This window comes from Streptomyces sp. NPDC006296 (assembly GCF_040613235.1).
In the GTDB taxonomy this organism is placed as follows: Bacteria; Actinomycetota; Actinomycetes; order Streptomycetales; family Streptomycetaceae; genus Streptomyces.
The window spans coordinates 25,554-45,885 of the sequence record NZ_JBEXRT010000037.1 but is presented as its reverse complement, the minus strand read 5'-3'; the positions used below and the strand labels follow the sequence as shown (position 1 = coordinate 45,885).

The window sequence follows — 20,332 nt, the reverse complement described above, 5'->3', positions numbered from 1 at the left end:
TCAACGTACGGGAGGGCGAGTTCGCCGGGGAGTTCCGCCGCGCGCCGCGCGGTGCCGTGCCTCAGACGAGTGCCGGCACCTCGGTGGTGAGCGTGCACCGGCCGCCGTCCGCCGGTGCGTCCAGCACCGCCGGCACGCCGAGCGGGACGGTCAGCGCGGTCGGGCCGTGGCCGAAGCCCAACTCCTCGACCACCGGGATCCCGAGGCCGCCGAGCCGGTCCGCGAGGACCGGCCGGATCCGCTCGTACGGTCCGCACCCCTCCCACGAGCCGCACACCACACCGGATATCCCGTCCAGGGCGCCGATGCGCAGCAGCCGGGTGAGGATGCCGTCGAGCCGGTACGGCTCCTCCCCGGTGTCCTCGATCACCAGCAGCCCGCCCCGGGCGGTGGTCCGGGCGCCCGGGGTCCCTGCGTCGGCGGCGAGCAGACTCACACAGCCGCCGTAGGTGATCCCGCGTGCCGTGCCCGGCACCAGCGCGGCCGCCGCGTCCAGACCCAGGGTCCGCGTGGACTCGGGCTCGAACAGGGTGGAGCGCAGGGACTCCTGGGTGGCCTGGTCCTTCAGGAAGACCTCGGTGGCCGTCATCGGGCCGTGCAGCGTGGAGAATCCGGCCCGCAGCGCGAACGCCTCGTGCAGGACGGTGATGTCGCTGTACCCGACGAAGACCTTGGGGCCCGCCGCGCGGATCGCGGACCAGTCCAGGAGATCGACCATGCGGTGCGCGCCGTAGCCTCCCCTGGCGCACAGCACGGCGTCCACGGCCGGATCGCACCAGGCCTCCTGGAGGTCCCGGGCGCGGTCCTCGTCGGTGCCGGCGAGGTGGCCGAGCCGCGGGTGCGTGTCGAGCGCGTGGGGTGCGGCGTAGGGGTCCAGGTCCCATCCCCGGAGGAGGTCGAGGCCGCGCTCCAGCCGGTCGGCGGGCACCGGGCCGCTGGGGGCGACGACCGCGACCCGGGCACCGGGCCGCAGCCGGGCCGCGCGGGCGAGGGGCTGCAGGGTCACTTCTTCAGCTCCAGCCGCGGCACGTCGGGACGCTCGAAGCCGAACGTCTGCGCGTACAGGGAGAGTTCGGCCTCCAGGGCGCGCTGCACGGTGTCGGCGCGGCGGAATCCGTGCCCCTCCCCCGCGAAGCTGAGGTAGGCGTGCGGGATGCCGCGTCCCTCGATCGCGGCGAGGAAGCGCTCGCACTGGACGGGCGGGCAGATCGGGTCGTCGAGCCCCTGGAGCAGCAGGAACGGCGTGGTGAGCCGGTCCGTGCGGTTGACGGGCGAGCGGTCCCGGTAGCGCTCGGGCACCTCGGCGTACGGGCCGACAAGCGATTCGAGGTACTGCGACTCGAAGTCGTGCGTCTCGCCGGTCGCCCAGCCCTCCAGGTCGAGGATCGGGTAGCTGATGGCTCCGCAGGCGTACACGTCGTTCTGGGTGAGGGAGGCGGCGGTGGTCCAGCCGCCGGCGCTGCCGCCCCGGATCGCCAGCCGGTCGCGGTCGGCCGAGCCCTCGTCGGCCAGGCCGAGCGCGACGGCCGCGCAGTCCTCCACGTCGACGACGCCCCACTGTCCGCGCAGCCGTTCGCGGTAGGCGCGGCCGTAGCCGGTCGAGCCGCCGTAGTCGACCTCGGCGACGCCGATGCCCCGGGAGGTGAAGTAGGCGATCTCCAGGTCGAGCACGAGCGGGGTGCGGCCGGTGGGGCCGCCGTGCGCCCAGATGACGTAGGGCGGCCGCTCCCCCTCGGGGCCCGTGCGGTCGGGGTGGCGTGGCGGATAGACGTGGGCGTGGATCTCGCGGCCGCCCGGCCCGCTGAAGGTGCGGACCACCGGCTCGGGGTGGTAGGCGGGGTCGACCGCGTCCCGATGGGCCGCGCCGACGGTCCGGGTGTGCCCGGTGGCGGTGTCCAGCTCCACCACCTCGTACGACGTGTGGGGGCTCGCGGCGATGCCGATGACCCGGGTGTCCTGCACGGCGAGCGTCTCGGCCCACGCGGTCCAGGAGCCCACCGCGTCGACGAGTTCGCCGGTCTCCGGGTCGAGGACGCCGAGCGCCGTGGTGCCGCGGCCGTGGACGACCGCGACGAGTCCGTTGTCCAGGACCTGGAACCAGCGCAGGCCGATCCTCCACAGCGCTCCGCCGAACTCCTCGTCCCGCGCGGGGCAGAGCCGGACGGCGGGCCCGGCCGCGGCGTCGGGCCCGATCCGGTGGAGCTCCCACCAGCCCGCGGTGTCGGAGACGAGGAGCAGCGAGCCGTCCCGGTCCCACTCCACCTGGACGACGGACTCGTCGGGGCCTCCGGCCAGGGTCCGGGTGCCGGTGAAGGTGCCGTCCGGGGTGACCTCGGCGGTCTTCACGAGGGTGCCGTCCCACGGCATCCGCGGGTGGTCCCAGGCGATCCAGGCGACCCGGCGGCCGTCCCGCGACAGCCGGGGTCCGGTGACGAACCTGTTCCGGTCGTCGGTGAGTTCGCGCACCGCGCCGCGGTCCGCCGCGGCCGATCCGTCCAGCGGCACCGCGGCGATCACCCGGCGGACGTCGGTGGGCGCCTCCCCGGTGAACTCCTCCAGCACGCACCACACTTCGCCGCACTCCGGCCGCACCTGCGGGTCCACCCAGCGCAGTCCGCCGCCGACGTCCGACACGGGGGTGAGCGGCCACGGCTCGTCGGGCCCGTCGGGGGCCCAGGCGTAGAGCCGCTGGTCGGGGAAGTGGACGAAGACGACCAGCGGCCCGCCCTCCTCGCGCGGGGCACCGGCCCAGGGCGTTCCGCCGTACTCGATGACGCGGCTGCGCGGGTTCCACGGTGCGGGGAGCACGGACCCGGTGGTGCCGTCGGCACGGCGGCGCACGAGGGCCCGCCGGCCCCCCTCCGCCGGGCGCGGTTCCGTCCACCAGACCTCGTCGCCGACGGTGCCGACGAACTCCGGCCGGCCGTCCTGTGCGGCGGTCAGCGCCGCGTCGATCGGTGACGGCCACGTGCCGTACGCCTCTGTGGACACCATGGTCGGTTCCCCCCTCTTTCGGTCGGACAGGTGCGGTGCGGTGTGCGCTGCGGACCGTCAGGCGGTGCGCAGGAACTGGTCCAGGACCCGGACCCCGAAGTGCAGTGCGTCGACGGGTACCCGCTCGTCGACGCCGTGGAACAGCGCCTGGTAGTCGAAGCCGACCGGCAGCTTCAGCGGGGAGTAGCCGTAGCCGGTGATGCCGAGCCGGGAGAACTGCTTGGCGTCGGTACCGCCCGACATGCAGTACGGCACGACGTGGGCGCCCGGGTCGAACATCTCGATGGCCGCGCGCATCCGTGCGTACGTCGGCGTGTCCAGCGGGGCTTCGAGGGCGACCTCGCGGTGCTGGAACTCCCAGTCGACGCCGGGGCCGGTGAGGCGGTCCATCACCTCGCGGAACTCGTCCTCGCCGCCGGGCACCATGCGCCCGTCGACCTGGGCGGTGGCCTGGCCCGGGATCACGTTGACCTTGTAACCGGCTTCGAGCATCGTCGGGTTGGAGCTGTTGCGCACGGTCGGCTCGATCAGCGCGGCGGCCGGGCCGAGCTTGGCGAGGAGTTCGTCCACGTCAAAGCCGGGCGCGTCGGGGTCGACCCGGATGTGGTGCAGCGCGGCGATCTCGACGATCGCGGCCCGGACCGTCGGGGTGAGCCGCACCGGCCACTCGTGGGCCCCGATCCGGGCGACGGCGGCGGCGAGCCTGCTGACGGCGTTGGCCTTGTTGACCTTGGAGCCGTGGCCGGCCCGGCCCTCGGCGGTCAGCTTCAGCCATCCCGTGCCGCGCTCCCCCGCGGCGACCGGGTAGAGCGCCATGCCGGGCCCGGCGTGGAAGGTGAAGGCACCGGACTCGCTGATGCCCTCCGTGCAGCCGTCGAAGAGTCCGGCGTGGCGGTCGGCGAGGAAGCCGGCACCGTCGTGCGCGCTGGCCTCCTCGTCGGCGGTGTAGGCGATGACGATGTCGCGGCGCGGGCGCACGCCCGCGCGCGCCCAGGCGCGGACCGCGGCGAGGACCATGGCGTCCATGTTCTTCATGTCGATGGCCCCGCGCCCCCACACGACGCCGTCGCGCACCTCCCCGGAGAAGGGGTGCACGGACCAGTCGCCCTCCATGGCGGGCACCACATCGAGATGACCGTGCACCAGGAGGGCGTCGGCGGACGGGTCGGTGCCCTCGATCCGGGCGACGACGTTCGTCCGTCCCGGGGCCCGCTCCAGGAGGACGGGCTCCAGTCCCGCGTCGGCCAGCCGCTCGGCGACGTACTCGGCGGCCGGGCGTTCCCGGCAGGTGCCGTCGCCGCTGTTGGTGGTGTCGATACGGATGAGCTCGGAGGTGAACGCCACCACCTCGTCGAGCGCCCGCCCGTCGACCGGCCCGGCGGTGCCGCCTGGGGCGCCCGTGCCGGTGCTTCCGGTGCGGTGGTCCGCTCCGGTTCCGTGGTCCGCTCCGGTTCCGTGGTCCGGTCCGGTGAGGTGGTCCGGCTCAGCCATACTGCTCCTCCACGGCGGACGACACGATCGTCGTCACCGCCTTGAACGTGCGAATACCGTCGTACATCGTCCCGCTGGTGTAGGCGACGCGCCGCTCGCCGCTCGGTGCGACGCCGGGGACCACGGTGGCCGCGGCCGCCAGGTGCTCCGCGTCGAACTCCAGCTCCACCGTGCAGGACCCGCAGTGCACCGGCGGGTGACGGACGGCGAGCGAGGCGGCGTCCGCGGCGGCGGACCTGATGTCCGCGGCGGTACGGGCCGGGGTGCGGCACACGGCGGCGTACCGGGAGACGTGGTCCTTCACCGCGACCGTGCGCGCCCCGGGGGCGTAGCCGCGCGCGTCCACGCAGGTCAGGTCGTCCCCGGTGACCAGGACGACGGGGACTCCGTACTCCGCCGCGACATGGGCGTTGAGCAGGCCCTCGCTGGCGCGGACGCCGTTCAGCCAGACCCCGGTGATCGAGTTGGCGAGGTAGGTGTGGGCCAGGACGCCCTCCGTGCCGGCGCCCGTGTGGTAGCCGACGAAGGCGACGCCGTCCACGTCCCCGTGCTGGACGCCCTCGACCATCGAGAGGGGCTTGTGCCTGCCGGTGAGCATCTGCACGCGGTCGTCGAGCCGCTCCAGGAGCAGGTTGCGCATGCTCCAGTGGGCCTCGTTGACGACCACCTCGTCGGCGCCGCCGTCGAAGAAGCCCAGGGCCGCCGCGTTCACGTCGGAGGTGAAGAGCGCACGGCACCGCTCCCACTGCGGGGTCCCGGGCAGGACGTCGCCCGGCCAGGTCACTCCGGTGGCGCCCTCCATGTCGGCGCTGACGAGGATCTTCACCTGTGCGGTCCTGTCACTGGTCGGTCGGTCCCCCGCCCGTTCCCGGGAAGAGGATCTTCGTGCCGGATCACGGTACGCGCCGGGACAGCACCGGGCCAGAGCCACGGTGATCTGTCACTGGTCCAGTCCGGTGAAGCCGTCCGCCACCCGGGTCACCCGGGGGCGGACGGCCCACGGGGTCAGACGCGGCCGGTGCCGCGGACGAGCTCCTCGATCCGGGCGAGCTCGTCGGCGCCGAACTCCAGCCCGCGGACCGCCGCGACGCTGTTCTCCAGCTGGGCGACGCTGCTCGCGCCGACGACGGCGGAGGTGACCCGCCCTCCGCGCAGCACCCAGGCCAGCGCCATCTGCGCGAGGGACTGTCCGCGCTCCCGCGCCAGTTCGTTCAGCGCGCCCAGTCGGGCGACGAGGTCCGGGGTGACGGCCTCGGCGGACAGGAACGGGCTGCTCCCCGCCGCCCGTGAGCCCTCCGGGACGCCGTTCAGATAGCGGTCGGAGAGGATGCCCTGCTCCAGCGGGGAGTACGCGATGGAACCGGTGCCGAGCTCGTCGAGCGCGTCCAGCAGTCCGTCCTCGACCCAGCGGTCCAGCATCGAGTAGCGCGGCTGGTGGATGAGGAGCGGGGTGCCCAGCTCGTTCAGGATGCGGGCGGCCTCGCGGGTCTGCTCGGCCGAGTAGTTGGACACACCGGCGTAGAGGGCCTTGCCCTGGCGGACCGCGCTGTGCAGGGCGCCCATCGTCTCCTCGAGCGGGGTGTCCGGGTCGAAGCGGTGGGAGTAGAAGATGTCGACGTAGTCCAGACCGAGCCGGGTCAGGCTCTGGTCCAGCGAGGAACGCAGGCTCTTGGCGGAGCCCCATTCCCCGTACGGGCCCTGCCACATGTGGTAGCCCGCCTTGGTGGAGATCACGAGCTCGTCGCGGAGTCCGGCGAAGTCCGTCCGCAGCGCACGGCCCATGGCGGTCTCGGCGGAGCCGGGGGGCGGGCCGTAGTTGTTGGCGAGGTCGAAGTGGGTGATCCCGAGGTCGAAGGCCCGGCGCAGGATGGCGCCCTGGCTCTCGGGCGTCCGGTCGCCTCCGAAGTTGTGCCAGAGCCCGAGGGAGAGCGCGGGGAGCAGCAGGCCGCTGCGTCCGGTGCGCCGGTAGGGCATGGCGTCGTAGCGGTCGGCGGACGGAAGGTACATGCGAGCACTCCACGGGACACGGCGTCGCGCGCCAGGTCTGGTGCGCGCGGTCAAGACTGGCGGAGAAAGATCCAGCGGTCCAACAGGAGATTCCGCTGGGATTCATCGACTAGATTGCTCAATCATGGAACTGCGCCAGCTGGAACACTTCGTGGCGGTGGCCGAGGAGCAGCACTTCACCCGGGCCGCCGACCGTCTGGCGGTGTCGCAGTCGGGGCTGTCGGCGTCGGTCCGGGCGCTGGAGCAGGAGCTGAGGACGCCGCTGTTCAGCCGCACCACCCGCTCGGTCCGGCTCACCGAGGCCGGGCAGGCCCTGCTGGTCGAGGCCGAGCGGACCCTGGCCGGTGCCAGGGCGGCGCGGGACGCCGTGGACGCCGTACGGGGACTGCTGCGCGGCACCCTGACGCTCGGGGTGGAGCAGTGCGTGGCCGGGGTCAGCCCGGCCGGGCTGCTCGCGGCCTTCCACCGGGAGCACCCGCACATGGAGATCAGGCTGCGGCAGGAGGGCACGTCGAGTCTGCTGGACGGGGTGGCGGGCGGCCGGCTGGACCTGGCGTTCGCGGCGACCGTGAGCCCGCCGGAGTGGCGGGGCGAGCTCGTGCCGCTGGCCCGGGAGCCCATGGTCGTCCTGTGCTCCCCCGGGCATCCGCTGGCCGCAGGAGGTGTGCGGGTGACGTGGGAGGACCTGCGCGGTGCGTCGTTCATCGACTTCCACCCGGACTGGGGGCCCCGTCGCGCGGCGGACGAGGCGTTCGCCGCGGCGGGGGTGCGCCGCACGGTGGCCCTGGAGGTCAGCGACGTGCACAGCCTGCTGGAGCTGGTCCACGAGGGCCTCGGGATCGCGGTGGTGCCGCACCACTTCTCCCGCAAGAAGGAGGCGGGCGGCCTGGTCGCGGTGGACGTCGAAGGACCGCGCCGGCCGTTCTACGAGAGCGTCGTGGTGCTGCCGCCGTCCCGGGCCATGAGCCCGGGGGCGAAGGCGCTGATGGCACTGGTGCGGAACGCGCCGCGGGCCTGAGGCCGGGGCGGGCACGAGGGGCCGGGGCGGTGGGCGGTCCGGGGCGGTAGGTGGAGGGCGGTCCGGCCGGAGACCGGGGTTCGTCCCCGCCGGGGCATGGGTTCCGGCTCCGCAGGGGCGTACGGGAGGGCCCGTACACCCCTTCCCAGGAGCTCCGTCAGTCCTCGTGTCCCAGCTGGAGGTCGCGCTCGGTCCGTCCCCCGCCGGGGAGTTGGAGCACGGTGGCGACCGGCGGGTAGCCGGCGGCGATGACGGTGTACTCACCGGTCGACAGGTCCACGAACCGGAAGGCCCCGTCGGACCCGGTGGTCAGGGTGTCGACCACGTTGCCCGCCGCGTCGAGCAGCGTGACCCTGGCGTCCTCGACGGCGCGCCCGCCGGGAGCGCGGACGATCCCGCGCAGCACGGCGCCGCCGGCCAGCTCGATGTCCTGCCGGGTCTCCCGGGCCGCCTGCACGCTGACCGGGAGGGCGGCGGGGCGGAAGGCCGGGGCGCTGGCGGCCAGGGTGTACTCGCCGGCCACCAGTTCGCTGATGACGTAGGCCCCCTCCCGTCCCGTCCGGGTGGTCGCGACGACCTCGCCCCGTACGTCGGTGAGGGTGACCGCGGCATCGTGGACGGGCGCGCCGTCGGGGGTGAGGACGGCTCCGGCGAGCCGCCCCGCTCCGCCGAGGACCACGTCCAGGTCCACCGGCCGCTCCCCGACGGTGACGCTGACGGCCTGCGGCTGGTGTCCGCCCGCGGCTGCGATCAGCACATAGGAACCGGCACCGGGCGCGCTCAGCGCGTACAGCCCGTCGGCGCCGCTCGCCCCGCGTCCGACCTGCCGCCCCTGGCCGTCGATGAGCGTGAGCGCGGCCCGGCCGACCTCGGTGCCGTCCGGGTGCTGGACACAGCCGCGCACCGGGGTCCCGGAGAGGCCGGCCGGCTGCGGGCCGGGGTCGGTGCGGGCCATCGGGATCGTGGAGTGCTCCGCGGCCGGGTCGGGGGCCGTCTGCGGGGTGTGGTGGGACACCAGCGATTTCTCCTTGAGGAAGAAGGCGAGGACGAGGCCGAGCAGGAGCACCGGCACCAGGTAGAGGAAGATCCGCGGCATCGCGTCGGCGTACGCCTGGATGTAGGCGTCGCGCAGCGCGGGCTCCATGGTGTGGACCAGCTGCGGGGTGATCGACTCCGGGTCGGGCAGACCGGCTCCGGAGGGGAGCCGCACCGCGAGCGCGTCCGCGAGCCGGCCGGCGAACAGGGTGCCGAAGATCGCGGCGCCGACGCTGCCGCCGATCTGCCGGAAGTAGTTGTGCGCGCTGGTGGCGGTGCCGAGGTCGGAGGGGCGTACGGAGTTCTGCACGGCCAGCACCAGGATCGACATGACGAGGCCGATGCCGATGCCGAGCACCGCCTGCCAGACCCCGTACTCCAGTGCCGAGGTCCCGGTGCCGAGGTGCGAGAGCAGCCACATGCCGACGGCCGAGACGGCCCCGCCGACGAGCGGGTAGACGCGGTAGCGGCCGGTGCGCGAGACGAGCTGTCCGGAGACCACGGAGGCGATGACGATGCCGCCCATCATCGGCAGCATCAGCAGCCCCGACTCGGTGGCGGACACCCCCTCGACCATCTGGAGGTACGTCGGCAGGTAGCTGGCGGCCCCGAACAGCGCCACTCCGACGACCGCGCCCACCAGCGAGGTGACGTTGAAGACGGAGTCGCGGAACAGCCGCAGCGGGATGACGGGTTCGGCGGCGCGGTGCTCGACGAGGAGGAAGAGCAGGGCCGTCCCGACGGCTCCGGCGGCGAGCCCGAGGACGGTCCGCGAGCCCCAGGCGTACTCCGTGCCGCCCCAGCTGGTCAGCAGCACCAGGCAGGTCGACGCGACGGCCAGCAGCAGGGCTCCGAGCACGTCGAGCCGGGGCCGGACCGCGGGCTTGGGCAGTTTCAGCACGACGGCGATGACGGCGAGGGTGACGATGCCGAACGGCACGTTGACGTAGAAGCACCAGCGCCAGGAGGCGTGGTCGGTGAAGAACCCGCCGAGGAGCGGCCCGGCCACCGAGGCGAGACCGAAGACCGCCCCGATCAGGCCCATGTAGCGGCCGCGCTGCCTGGCCGGGACGATGTCCGCGATGATCGCCTGGACGCCGATCATGAGTCCGCCGCCGCCGATGCCCTGGACGGCCCGGAAGGCGATCAGCTCGTCCATGGTGCGCGACCAGCCCGCGAGGGCCGAGCCGATGACGAAGACGACGATGGCGAACTGGAAGACGCCCTTGCGGCCGAAGAGGTCACCGAGCTTGCCGTAGATCGGCAGGCCGATGGTGGAGGCGAGCAGATAGGCGGTGACCGCCCAGGACATCCGGTCCAGGCCGTGCAGCTCGCCGACGATCTTCGGCAGGGCGGTGGCGACGATCATCTGGTCGAGCGCCGCGAGCAGCAGGGTGAGCATCAGTCCGAGGAAGACCAGCCGGACCCGTCGGGGGCTGATCCCGTCGGGCGGCGCGGCGGGACCGGTGGCGGCGGGCGGCGCGGGCGGTGCCACCGGGGGGCCGGGCTCCGCCCGGGTCCCGGGCGGCCCGTACTCCGTGCCGTCCGGCCCGTCCTTCACCAGAGTGATCCCACCCACCACGTGACGCTCCCCTCATCGCACCTGCGCCGCCTATTTCTCGCATCAGGCGGCAAGGCGGGGCAAACGCGACCGGGCGCGCATACGGCGCACTCCGAGGGCTTATGCGCCGGTGGGAGGCACTGCGGCGCGCAACCGGCCGTCCCGGAGAACCACCCGTTCCGGTGAGGCCGGCCGCGTCGCCAACAGGGCGGGGAGCAGGGTTACTTCTCGACCTCGGCGGCGAGGTTCTGGAGGACCTCGTCGTAGATCCGGCCGAGGCCCTTGGGTGCGAAGGTCTTCTCGAAGAAGCCGCCGATGCCGCCGGCGCCGTTCCACACGGTCGAGACGACAGCCTTGGACGCGCCCTCACCCGCGGGGGTGACGGTCCAGGTGGTGACCATCGAGGAGTTGCGGTCCTTCTCGACCAGCTGCCCGTCCGTGGGCTCGGTGACCTCCAGCAGGCAGTCGCGGACCCGCTTGCTCGTGGCCTGGAGCTTCCAGTGGACGAGGGTGCCCTCGCCGTCACCGCCTTCGCGGACCTCGTACTCGCTGAAGTGCCCGGTCAGCACCTTGCCCCGGACCTCCTTGTAGTCGGCAAGCGCGTCGAACACCGTCTCTGCGTCCGCCGCGATGATCCGCTCTGTCGTGGCCTCGACCTGCGCCATGCCTGTTCCTCCAGCACTCGGTTGTTCGGGGTGCTGCTGAGCCAACCACCTCGGGTACGGCCCCTCAAAATCGGGCCCCGCGCGGCCCCCCGCACGATCAAGGGAACATATGTTCTATTCTCTGCGCAGTGCTACCGAGGAGGCGTACATGCGCTGGGACAATCTTGCAGAGACCACCGCAAAAGGAGGCGAGGGGGCGCTCTTCGGCGCGGAAGCGGTGACGACACGCACCGTCGACACCCCGGAATTCAGGGGGATCACCTTCCACGAGATCCGGGCCCGCTCGATCGTGAACCGGGTGCCGGGGGCCTCCCGGATGCCGTTCGAATGGACCGTGAACCCGTACCGGGGCTGCACGCACGCCTGTGTGTACTGCTTCGCCCGCCGGACGCACAGCTATCTGGACCTGGACACCGGGCTCGGTTTCGACTCCCAGATCGTCGTGAAGGTCAACGCGGCCGAACTGCTGGGCCGCCACCTGGCCTCCCGCCGGTGGCACGGCCAGCACATCGCGATGGGCACGAACGTCGACTGCTACCAGCGGGCCGAGGGACGCTACCGCCTGATGCCCGGCATCATCACGGCCCTGCGCGACCACGCGAACCCCTTCTCCATCCTCACCAAGGGCACCCTGATCCTGCGCGACCTCGACCTGCTGCGGCAGGCCGCCGAGGTCACCGAGGTGGGTGTCTCCGTCTCCGTCGGCTTCACGGACCAGGAGCTGTGGCGCACGGTCGAGCCGGGCACCCCCTCCCCGGAGCGCCGCCTGGACGTCGTGCGCGCGCTGACGGACCAGGGCATCGGCTGCGGAGTGCTGATGGCGCCCGTGATCCCCTTCCTCGGCGACCGCCCCGACCAGCTGCGCGCCACGGTCCGCGCCGTCGCCGACGCCGGGGCGACCTCCGTCACCCCGCTCGTCCTGCACCTGCGTCCCGGCGCGCGCGAGTGGTACATGCGGTGGCTCGGGCTCCACCATCCGCACCTGGTCGAGCGGTACGAGCGGATGTACGCGGACGGGGCGTACGCGCCGACCTGGTACCAGCGGAGGATCACCCGTCAGGTGCACGAACTGGCGGCCGAGTTCGGTATCGGCCCGGCCGGCCGGGACAGCGCCCGCCGTGTCGTCCGCGCGTCCCCGGCGGCCCCCGGGGACGGACCCGGACCCACCCAGCTGTCGCTGCTCTGACCGCGCCGGCCTCCTCATCGAACGGGTCAACTCTCGGCCGTATGTGTCCCGCCGCCGCCGGATCCGGGAAGCATGCGCCCGGGGCCGTGCCCCCACAGCCGCACTCCCCGACCCCTGGAGGCCCTATGACGAAACGTGCTGTACTCCTGGTCGCCGTCGGTGCCACGGTCGCGGGTCTGGTGACCGCCGCACCGTCCACCGTGTCCGCAGCATCCCCCCGGTCCGCCGGGAAGGGGGCGGCGACACCACCACCGGCCGCCGCGCCGCTCACCTGGACCGACTGCGGGACGACGACGTACCCGACGCTGCAGTGCTCGACGGTGCGGGCGCCGCTCGACCATGACAACCCGTCGGGCCGGCCGGTCACCCTCGCCCTCTCCCGGATCCCGCACACCGCCAAGACCTTCCAGGGCCCGCTGCTGGTCAACCCCGGCGGCCCGGGCGGCAGCGGGCGCTCCCTGGCGGGCTTCGTGGCGTCCTCGCTGCCGGCGAAGCTCGCCGCGCAGTACGACGTGATCGGGTTCGACCCGCGCGGGGTCGGGAAGAGCACCCCCGCCCTGAACTGCCTGCCGAAGTACTTCGACCCGGTACGCCCCGCCTCGGTGCCGGACTCCGCCGCGGCGGAGCGGACGGCGCGCAACCGCGCCGCGTCCTTCGCCGCCGCGTGCGGCGAGAAGCACGGCGACCTGCTGCCGTACATGGACACCGTCAGCGCCGCGAAGGACCTCGACGTCATCCGCCGGGCCCTCGGCGCCCGGCAGATCAACTACTTCGGCTACTCCTACGGGACCTACCTGGGCGCGGTCTACGCCAAGCTGTTCCCCGCGCACGTGCGCCGTCTGGTGCTGGACTCGGTCGTCGACCCGGACGGCGTCTGGTACGAGGACAACCTCGGCCAGGACCACGCCTTCGACGCCCGCCACAAGGCCTTCGCCGCCTGGGTCGCCAGGAACGACGCGACGTACCGCCTGGGCAAGGACCCCGCCCGGGTGGAAGCCGCCTGGTACGCGATGCGCGACGCCGTCGGGAAGCACCCGGCGGCCGGCAAGGTCGGGCCCGCCGAGCTGGAGGACACCTTCATGCCGGGCGGCTACTACAACGGCTACTGGCCGCGCCTCGCCGAGGCGTTCGCGGCGTACGTCAACGACAAGGACCAGGACGCGCTCGCCACGGCGTACAAGGACTTCGGCGCCGTCGACACGAGCGGCGAGAACGGGTACTCCGTCTACACGGCCGTGCAGTGCCGTGACGCCGGATGGCCCCGGAACTGGAGCACCTGGCGCAACGACACCTGGCGCGCGCACCGCAAGTCGCCCTTCATGTCGTGGAACAACACCTGGTACAACGCTCCGTGCGCCACCTGGCCGGTGGAGCCGCTGGAACCCGTCGAGGTCGGCAACGACGCGATCCCGCCCGCGCTGGTCCTCCAGGCCACCGACGACGCGGCGACTCCCTACGAGGGCGGCGTCACCATGAGCCGCAGGCTGAAGGGCTCGGCCCTCGTCGTCGAACAGGGCGGCGGCAACCACGGCATCTCACTGAGCGGCAACGCGTGCCTGGACGCCCACCTGGCCCGCTACCTCACCGACGGCACCCTGCCCGCCGGCGTCGGCAGCGGACCGGACGCGGTCTGCGACGCCCTGCCGGAACCGAAGGCCGCCCCGGACGCCAGGGCGGGCACGAACCCGAAGGGCAGCGCACTGCACGGCCTGCTCGGCTTCCGCGGCTGACGGCTGACGGCTGACGGCTGACGGCTGACGGCTGACGGCTGACGGCTGACGGCTGACGGCTGACGGGACCTCGACGGCGCCCTGCCGCGGTCGGCGGAGTGCCGACCGCGGCGGGGCGGCGCCGGTCTCCCCGCGGGCACGGCCGACCCGCCCCGAAATTGCCGGGCCCCGCGCCGGGGGCGTGCGCCAGGATGGGCGGGGTGACCACACCCCCGACTCCCGCAGACGCTCCCGGCGCGCGCGTACGCCGGATGCGCCTCGCCGACTGTGCCGCGGTGGCGGAGATCCGCGTGCGCGGCTGGCAGCGGGCGTACGCGGGGCTGATCCCGCGGGCGTATCTCGACGCCATGGACGTCATCCGGGACGCGGAACGCCGGCGCTCGTACGAGCGGGCGGGGTTCCGCCCGGACGGCTCCGAGGAGACGTTCGAAGCGGGCGGAGCCCAGGTCCCCGAGGTCGGGTACGTGCGTGCGCTCACCCCGCCGCCAGCCGGCTGAGCGCTTCCGCCGCCGCCGTGCCGAGGCGGGGGTGCGGCAGTGCGGCCTCCAGGACGGGGCGGGCCCTGGTGTCGCCCAGGCTGCCCAGCCCCTCGACGCAGGCCAGCGCGACGCGCCAGTGCGGCTCGTCGGGGGTCAGCAGCCGGTGCAGGGTGCTGACCAGGGCGGGTACCGATTCGGGTGCGCGCAGGACGGTCAGCAGCCGCACCGGATGCAGGGCGTAGCCGGTGCGCAGGCCGTTGGTCGCGAGCGCTGCCGCCGCCCGGGGGGTCCGGGGGTCGCCGAGGAGCCGCAGGGCGTGGGCGGCGGAGACGCAGCGTTCGGGGTCACGGTGGTTGAGCAGCAGGACCAGGGCCTCGAAGGCTCTTCGGTCGCCCCGGCAGCCGAGCCGGAAGGCAGCGATCTCGCGCGCCCACAGCGGGCGTTCGCGTTCGACGAGGACGAGGGCCAGCTCCTCGTCGTCCTCGGTGGCGAGGAGCCTGCGGAAGACCTCGCATTCACCTGCCTCGCCACCGAGCCGGTCCGTCAGTGAGCGGAACTCCTCATCCATGACGGTGAGTTTACCGGTGCGCACACAGGGTGTTCGCGGAACTGTGTGCCAGTGCACAGCCCTTCAGGGCTGGCGGGCTCGTTACCCGCCGGTTAAGCTCAAGTGAGCGGGACACACACCCGCCGGCTCCGGTGGCCTGGTGACGCAGCCACACGGAGTGCTCGTCGGTTCGGCAGTTCGTGAGACGTGGCTCGGGACAGAGCCCGTCCCCTCCCCCCGTGTGCCGTGCGCACCCGGGACCGTGCACCACGACACGCAAGTTCCGCGCACCGGGCGCAGGTCGGTCCCGACCCCCGCGCGCCGCCGTGCTCCTCACAGTCGTCACTCACCCTGGAGTCCCGTGATGGACACCCCTCTCACCACCATTGCCGTCGTCGGCCTCGGCACGATGGGCACCGGTATCGCCGAGGTCCTGGCCCGTGCGGGCCGTGAGGTCGTCGGGATCGACGTCAGCGAAGCCGCGGCCCGGCAGGCCGTCGCCTCCCTGGAGGCCTCCACCGCGCGCGCCGTGCGCCGCGGGCGGATCACGGAGCAGGAGCGGCGCGACGCCCTCGCCCGCTTCCGCACGTTCTCCGACCTGCGGGCCGCCGCGGACGCGGAGCTGGTCATCGAGGTCGTGCCCGAGACGTACGAGATCAAGCAGCAGGTCTTCCGGGAGCTGGACGCGGTGGTCTCCCCCACGACGATCCTGGCGACGGGCACGAACGCCCTCTCCGTGACCCGGCTGGCGGCGGAGTCGCGGTATCCGGAACGCGTCCTCGGTCTGCACTTCTTCAACCCGGCGCCCGCCATGAAGCTCGTCGAGGTGGTCTCCTCGGTGCTGACCGCGCCGCCCGCCGTGGAGAGCGTCACCCGGCTCGCCCGTGAGCTGGGCAAGGAGCCGGTCGCCGTGGGTGACCGGCCCGGTTTCGTCGCGGACGGCCTGCTGTTCGGCTACCTCAACCAGGCCGCGGCGATGTACGAGGCGCGCTACGCCTCCCGCGAGGACATCGACGCCGCGATGAAGCTGGGCTGCGGGCTGCCGATGGGCCCCCTGGCGCTGCTGGACCTGATCGGGATCGACACGGCGCGCACGGTCCTGGAGGCCATGTACTCCGCGTCCCACGACCGGCTGCACGCCCCGGCCCCGGTGCTCGGGCAGCTCAGCGAGGCCGGTCTGACCGGCCGCAAGGCGGGCCGCGGCTTCTACACCTACGACGCGCCGGGCGGCCACACCGTGGTGCCGGACGCCCGGACGCCGGAGGAGGACGCGGGCACGGGCGCCGGGCGGACCGTGTCCTCGGTGGGTGTGGCCGGTTCGGGAACGATGGCCTCGGGCATCGCGGAGGTGTTCGCGAAGGCCGGGTACGCCGTGGTGCTCGCCGCGCGCAGCCAGGAGAAGGCGGACACGGCCAGGGCGCGGATCGCCGCGTCGCTGGGCCGGTCGGTGGCCAAGGGGCGGCTGACGGAGGAGGCCCGGGAGGAGGCGCTCGCCCGGATCACCGCCTCGGGCTCGCTGGACTCCTTCGCCGACGTCGATCTCGCGGTCGAGGCGGTCGCCGAGGACCTGGAGGTCAAGCAGCAGCTCTTCTCGGTCCTGGACAAGGTGTGCAAGCCCGGGGCGGTCCTCGCGACCACCACCTCGTCCCTGCCGGTGGTGGCGGTCGCCCGGGTGACCTCGCGCCCCGAGGACGTCGTCGGGATGCACTTCTTCAACCCGGCGCCCGCGATGAAGCTGGTCGAGGTGGTCCGTACCGTGCTGACCGCCGACGACGTGCACGCCACGGTCCGCGAGGTCTGCGTGAAGGTGCGCAAGCACCCGGTCGACTGCGGGGACCGGGCGGGGTTCATCGTGAACGCGCTGCTGTTCCCGTACCTCAACAACGCCGTCAAGATGGTCGAGGAGCACTACGCGTCGCTCGACGACATCGACGCGGCGATGAAGCTGGGCGGCGGCTACCCGATGGGGCCCTTCGAGCTCCTGGACGTCGTCGGCCTGGACGTCTCGCTCGCCATCGAGAAGGTGCTGCACGGCGAGTTCCGCGACCCGGGGCTCGCCCCGGCGCCGCTGCTCGAACACCTGGTGGCCGCGGGCTGCCTCGGCCGGAAGTCGGGGCGCGGCTTCCGGGAACATGCCCGCCGCTGAACCGGGCACGGGATGGGGCGGGCTGCTGGGGCCTCCGGGCGACCCGCCCCCACGGGCGCACTCCCCCGCACCGATGGGTTACGTTCACCTCATGTCCCAACCCGCCAAGTCACCTCGAACCTCCGCCGCGACGGACGCCCCGGAAACCCCCGCGGGCACCCGGGCCGCGGCCCAGCGGCTCAAGATGCGGCGCGAACTGGCCGCGGCGGCGATGGAGCTGTTCTCCACGAAGGGGTACGAGGCGACGACGGTCGACGAGATCGCGGGGGCCGCCGGGGTCGCGCGGCGCACGTTCTTCCGCCACTTCCGGTCCAAGGAGGAGGCGATCTTCCCGGACCACGACGACACCCTGGTCAGGGCCGAGGCCGTCCTGAACGCCGCCCCCGCGCACGAGCACCCGCTCGACACCGTGTGCCGCGGCATCAAGGAGGTCATGAAGATGTACGCCGCGAAGCCGGCGGTCTCCGTGGCGCGCTACCAGCTGACCCGCGAGGTGCCGACGCTCCGGGAGGCCGAGATCGCCTCGGTGGCCCGCTACGAGCGGCTGTTCACGCGCTATCTGCTGGGCCACTTCGACGAGCGCGACCACCATGTGGGCAATGACGACCCGCTGCTCGCCGAGGTCGCCGCGTCCGCGGTGGTGACCGCGCACAACCATGTGCTGCGGCGGTGGCTGCGCGCGGACGGCCAGGGCGACGTCGAGTCGCAGCTCGACCACGCGTTCGCGATCGTCCGGGAGACCTTCGGGACCGGGATCGGGGCGGGGCGGACCGTGGGCGGCGAGTCCGCGAGGCCCCCGGCCGCCTCGGTGTCCCGGGAGGGCGAGGTGCTGGTCGCGGTGGCCCGCACCGACGCACCGCTCGACGAGGTCATGCGCACGATCCAGGAAGCGCTCAAGGAGCACTGAGCCGCACCTCGCGGCGCGCTCCTCGCGAGATATCCGGTGGTGAGGGGCGGACCCGCGTGCTCGGATGCGCGCATGGAATCCGACGAGGTACTGGCCCTGTTCGACCACGGGACGCGCGAGCACGCCCGGCCCGACGGCCCCGGCGCGCGCGTCGAGCGGGTCGGCGACGTGGTGCGGCAGACCGGCGGCCCCGACGACTGGAACGGGGTCCTCTGGTCGGCTCCCGGCCTGACCCCCGGCCGCGCGGCGGCGGAGATCGCCGCGCAGGTGGAGCACTACACCGCCCGGGGTGTCGGCAGCTTCGAGTGGAAGCTGTACGCACACGACCGCCCGGCGGAGCTGGGCGCGCTGCTCACCGCGGCCGGCTTCGACGCGGAACCGGCGGAGACCGTGCTGGTGGCACCGGTGGCGGATCTGACCGCGCCGGTGGCGCTCCCCGAGGGCGTCCGGCTGCTCGACGTGACCGACGCGGACGGGATCGAGCTGATGGTCCGGGCCCACGAGCTGGCCTTCGGCACCGACGGATCACGGCTGCGCCACCGGTCCCTGGCCCTCCTCCGGGACGCCCCGGACACCTTCGCCGCGGTCGTGGCCCTGGCCGGTGACGAGCCGGTGAGCTCGGCCCGGACAGAGCTCCACCCCGGCACCGGCTTCGCCGGGCTGTGGGGAGGGGGGACCGCGGCACCCTGGCGGGGCAGGGGCATCTACCGCGCGCTGGTCGCCCACCGGGCGCGCATCGCGGCCGGGCGCGGCTGCCGCTTCCTCCAGGTCGACGCGACGGACCTGTCCGCCCCGATCCTGCGCCGGCTGGGCTTCACGGCCCTCGGCACGACGACGCCGTACGTGTACCGCATCGCGCCATAGCGCCGGGGAAAGCGGGCACGCGGGGGCATACCACCCATGATGTTGCTCATGCGTGCCCGCAGGATGACAAGTGAGAGAAATTGTTGGCACTGGGTGCCTTGCCACCTGTCACGCAGTGCCATACGTTGAAGGAGTCCGGGCGGCCGGCGTGCAGAGATCTCTCGTACGCCGGCTGTCCCCGCGAACCACGTGTCCGCGCGCCCGGACGCCTGCGTCACAGGCACCCCTTCTGCTCCACCGAGCAGGCCCAACGCACCATCCGCCGAACCGACGGCACACCTCCACACCGCACCGTCCCCCTGACCACAGGGGTCCTCCGGGCGTTTCCCCGACGCCGGAGACCCGATCTGCCGGAGGCATCACCGTGAAGGAAATCCTGGACGCGATCCAATCGCAGGACAGCACGGCCGCGGACTTCGCGGCCCTGCCCCTCCCCGAGTCGTACCGCGCGGTGACCGTGCACAAGGACGAGGCGGAGATGTTCAGCGGCCTGGCCACCCGCGACAAGGACCCGCGCAGGTCGCTGCACCTCGACGAGGTGCCCGTGCCCGAACTCGGCCCCGGCGAGGCGCTCGTCGCCGTCATGGCCAGCTCGGTGAACTACAACTCCGTCTGGACCTCGATCTTCGAGCCGGTGTCGACCTTCGGCTTCCTGGAGCGCTACGGCAGGCTCAGCGAGCTGACGAAGCGCCACGACCTGCCCTACCACGTCATCGGATCCGACCTGGCCGGCGTCGTCCTGCGCACCGGTCCCGGGGTGAACGCCTGGAACCCGGGCGACGAGGTCGTCGCGCACTGCCTCTCCGTCGAGCTGGAGTCCTCCGACGGGCACAACGACACGATGCTCGACCCGGAGCAGCGGATCTGGGGCTTCGAGACCAACTTCGGCGGCCTCGCCGAGATCGCGCTCGTGAAGTCCAACCAGCTGATGCCCAAGCCGAAGCACCTCAGCTGGGAGGAGGCCGCCTCCCCGGGCCTGGTCAACTCGACCGCGTACCGCCAGCTCGTCTCGCGCAACGGGGCCGGCATGAAGCAGGGCGACAACGTGCTGATCTGGGGGGCGAGCGGCGGACTCGGCTCCTACGCCACCCAGTTCGCGCTGGCCGGCGGCGCCAACCCGATCTGTGTCGTCTCCAGCGACCAGAAGGCGGAGATCTGCCGGAAGATGGGCGCGACCGCGATCATCGACCGCACCGCCGAGGACTTCAGGTTCTGGAAGGACGAGCACCACCAGGACCCGCGCGAGTGGAAGCGCTTCGGCGCCCGCATCCGCGAACTGACCGGCGGTGAGGACGTGGACATCGTCTTCGAGCACCCGGGCCGCGAGACCTTCGGCGCGAGCGTGTACGTGACGCGCAAGGGCGGCACGATCGTCACCTGCGCCTCGACCTCGGGCTACCACCACGAGTACGACAACCGCTACCTGTGGATGTCGCTGAAGCGGATCATCGGCTCGCACTTCGCCAACTACCGCGAGGCGTGGGAGGCCAACCGCCTGATCGCCAAGGGCAGGATCCACCCGACGCTCTCCCGGGTCTACTCCCTGGAGGACACCGGCCAGGCCGCCCACGACGTGCACCGCAACCTCCACCAGGGCAAGGTCGGCATCCTCGCGCTGGCCCCCCGCGAGGGCCTGGGCGTGCGCGACACGGAGCTCCGGGAGCAGCACGCCGACGCCATCAACCGCTTCCGCAACGTCTGA

16 protein-coding genes are annotated in these 20,332 nt (G+C 73.0%); 8 read left to right on the top strand and 8 right to left on the bottom strand.

Annotated features, from left to right (window positions below):
* Nucleotides 1-61: 61 nt before the first annotated feature.
* The 5 genes from ABZ172_RS23405 to ABZ172_RS23385 all read right to left on the bottom strand — a co-directional run bounded on the left by ABZ172_RS23405 (nt 62) and on the right by ABZ172_RS23385 (nt 6,492).
* Nucleotides 62-1,006 carry an LD-carboxypeptidase gene (locus ABZ172_RS23405; RefSeq protein WP_356886033.1) on the bottom strand — a complete coding sequence of 315 codons (945 nt, stop codon included), beginning with the start codon at nt 1,004-1,006 and terminating at the stop codon, nt 62-64.
* Entirely contained in the window at nt 1,003-2,994 is a 1,992-nt protein-coding gene (locus tag ABZ172_RS23400) for a prolyl oligopeptidase family serine peptidase (RefSeq protein ID WP_356886031.1), read from the bottom strand. The genes ABZ172_RS23405 and ABZ172_RS23400 overlap by 4 nt, the downstream gene beginning before the upstream one ends.
* Nucleotides 2,995-3,051: 57 nt before the next feature.
* On the bottom strand, nt 3,052-4,485 hold the full coding sequence (locus ABZ172_RS23395; protein ID WP_356886029.1) for a M20/M25/M40 family metallo-hydrolase: 1,434 nt from the start codon (nt 4,483-4,485) through the stop codon (nt 3,052-3,054).
* Nucleotides 4,478-5,311: a M55 family metallopeptidase gene (locus ABZ172_RS23390; protein WP_356886027.1), complete on the bottom strand. Its 834-nt coding sequence runs from the start codon at nt 5,309-5,311 to the stop codon at nt 4,478-4,480. Before ABZ172_RS23390 ends, ABZ172_RS23395 begins: the two co-directional genes overlap by 8 nt.
* Before the next feature lie 179 nt (nt 5,312-5,490).
* Nucleotides 5,491-6,492 carry an aldo/keto reductase gene (locus ABZ172_RS23385; RefSeq protein WP_356886025.1) on the bottom strand — a complete coding sequence of 334 codons (1,002 nt, stop codon included), beginning with the start codon at nt 6,490-6,492 and terminating at the stop codon, nt 5,491-5,493.
* Between the two features lie 124 nt (nt 6,493-6,616).
* On the opposite strand from ABZ172_RS23385, the gene ABZ172_RS23380 reads away from it, so the two are divergent.
* Nucleotides 6,617-7,510, top strand: coding sequence for a LysR family transcriptional regulator (locus ABZ172_RS23380; RefSeq protein WP_356886023.1), 894 nt, complete (start codon nt 6,617-6,619; stop codon nt 7,508-7,510).
* A gap of 157 nt (nt 7,511-7,667) precedes the next feature.
* Here the strand turns inward: ABZ172_RS23380 and ABZ172_RS23375 are convergent, their stop codons facing one another.
* Nucleotides 7,668-10,127: an MFS transporter gene (locus tag ABZ172_RS23375; RefSeq protein ID WP_356886021.1), complete on the bottom strand. Its 2,460-nt coding sequence runs from the start codon at nt 10,125-10,127 to the stop codon at nt 7,668-7,670.
* Nucleotides 10,128-10,327: 200 nt separating this feature from the next.
* Nucleotides 10,328-10,771, bottom strand: a complete 444-nt coding sequence (locus ABZ172_RS23370) for an SRPBCC family protein (RefSeq protein WP_356886019.1) — start codon at nt 10,769-10,771, stop codon at nt 10,328-10,330.
* Between the two features lie 148 nt (nt 10,772-10,919).
* Here ABZ172_RS23370 and ABZ172_RS23365 point away from each other — a divergent pair, with 148 nt between their 5' ends.
* From ABZ172_RS23365 to ABZ172_RS23355, 3 genes are all read left to right on the top strand, one after another.
* Nucleotides 10,920-11,957 (top strand): Rv2578c family radical SAM protein, encoded by a 1,038-nt coding sequence (locus tag ABZ172_RS23365; RefSeq protein ID WP_356886076.1) that lies wholly within the window; start codon nt 10,920-10,922, stop codon nt 11,955-11,957.
* A 125-nt stretch (nt 11,958-12,082) separates the two neighbouring features.
* On the top strand, nt 12,083-13,687 hold the full coding sequence (locus tag ABZ172_RS23360; protein ID WP_356886017.1) for an alpha/beta hydrolase: 1,605 nt from the start codon (nt 12,083-12,085) through the stop codon (nt 13,685-13,687).
* 191 nt (nt 13,688-13,878) lie between these two features.
* Nucleotides 13,879-14,184, top strand: a complete 306-nt coding sequence (locus ABZ172_RS23355; RefSeq protein ID WP_356886015.1) for a hypothetical protein — start codon at nt 13,879-13,881, stop codon at nt 14,182-14,184.
* On the opposite strand, the gene ABZ172_RS23350 is transcribed toward ABZ172_RS23355, so the two are convergent.
* Nucleotides 14,162-14,734 carry an adenylosuccinate lyase gene (locus tag ABZ172_RS23350; protein ID WP_356886013.1) on the bottom strand — a complete coding sequence of 191 codons (573 nt, stop codon included), beginning with the start codon at nt 14,732-14,734 and terminating at the stop codon, nt 14,162-14,164. The genes ABZ172_RS23355 and ABZ172_RS23350 overlap by 23 nt on opposite strands.
* A 343-nt stretch (nt 14,735-15,077) precedes the next feature.
* On the opposite strand from ABZ172_RS23350, the gene ABZ172_RS23345 reads away from it, so the two are divergent.
* The 4 genes from ABZ172_RS23345 (at nt 15,078) to ccrA (ending at nt 20,332) form a co-directional block, all read left to right on the top strand.
* A complete protein-coding gene (locus tag ABZ172_RS23345) occupies nt 15,078-16,859 on the top strand; it encodes a 3-hydroxybutyryl-CoA dehydrogenase (RefSeq protein WP_356886011.1) in 1,782 nt (593 codons plus the stop codon).
* 91 nt (nt 16,860-16,950) lie between these two features.
* Nucleotides 16,951-17,766: a TetR family transcriptional regulator gene (locus ABZ172_RS23340; RefSeq protein ID WP_356886009.1), complete on the top strand. Its 816-nt coding sequence runs from the start codon at nt 16,951-16,953 to the stop codon at nt 17,764-17,766.
* Between the two features lie 72 nt (nt 17,767-17,838).
* Nucleotides 17,839-18,630, top strand: a complete 792-nt coding sequence (locus tag ABZ172_RS23335; protein WP_356886007.1) for a GNAT family N-acetyltransferase — start codon at nt 17,839-17,841, stop codon at nt 18,628-18,630.
* Between the two features lie 364 nt (nt 18,631-18,994).
* Nucleotides 18,995-20,332, top strand: a complete 1,338-nt coding sequence (gene ccrA / locus ABZ172_RS23330; RefSeq protein ID WP_356886005.1) for a crotonyl-CoA carboxylase/reductase — start codon at nt 18,995-18,997, stop codon at nt 20,330-20,332.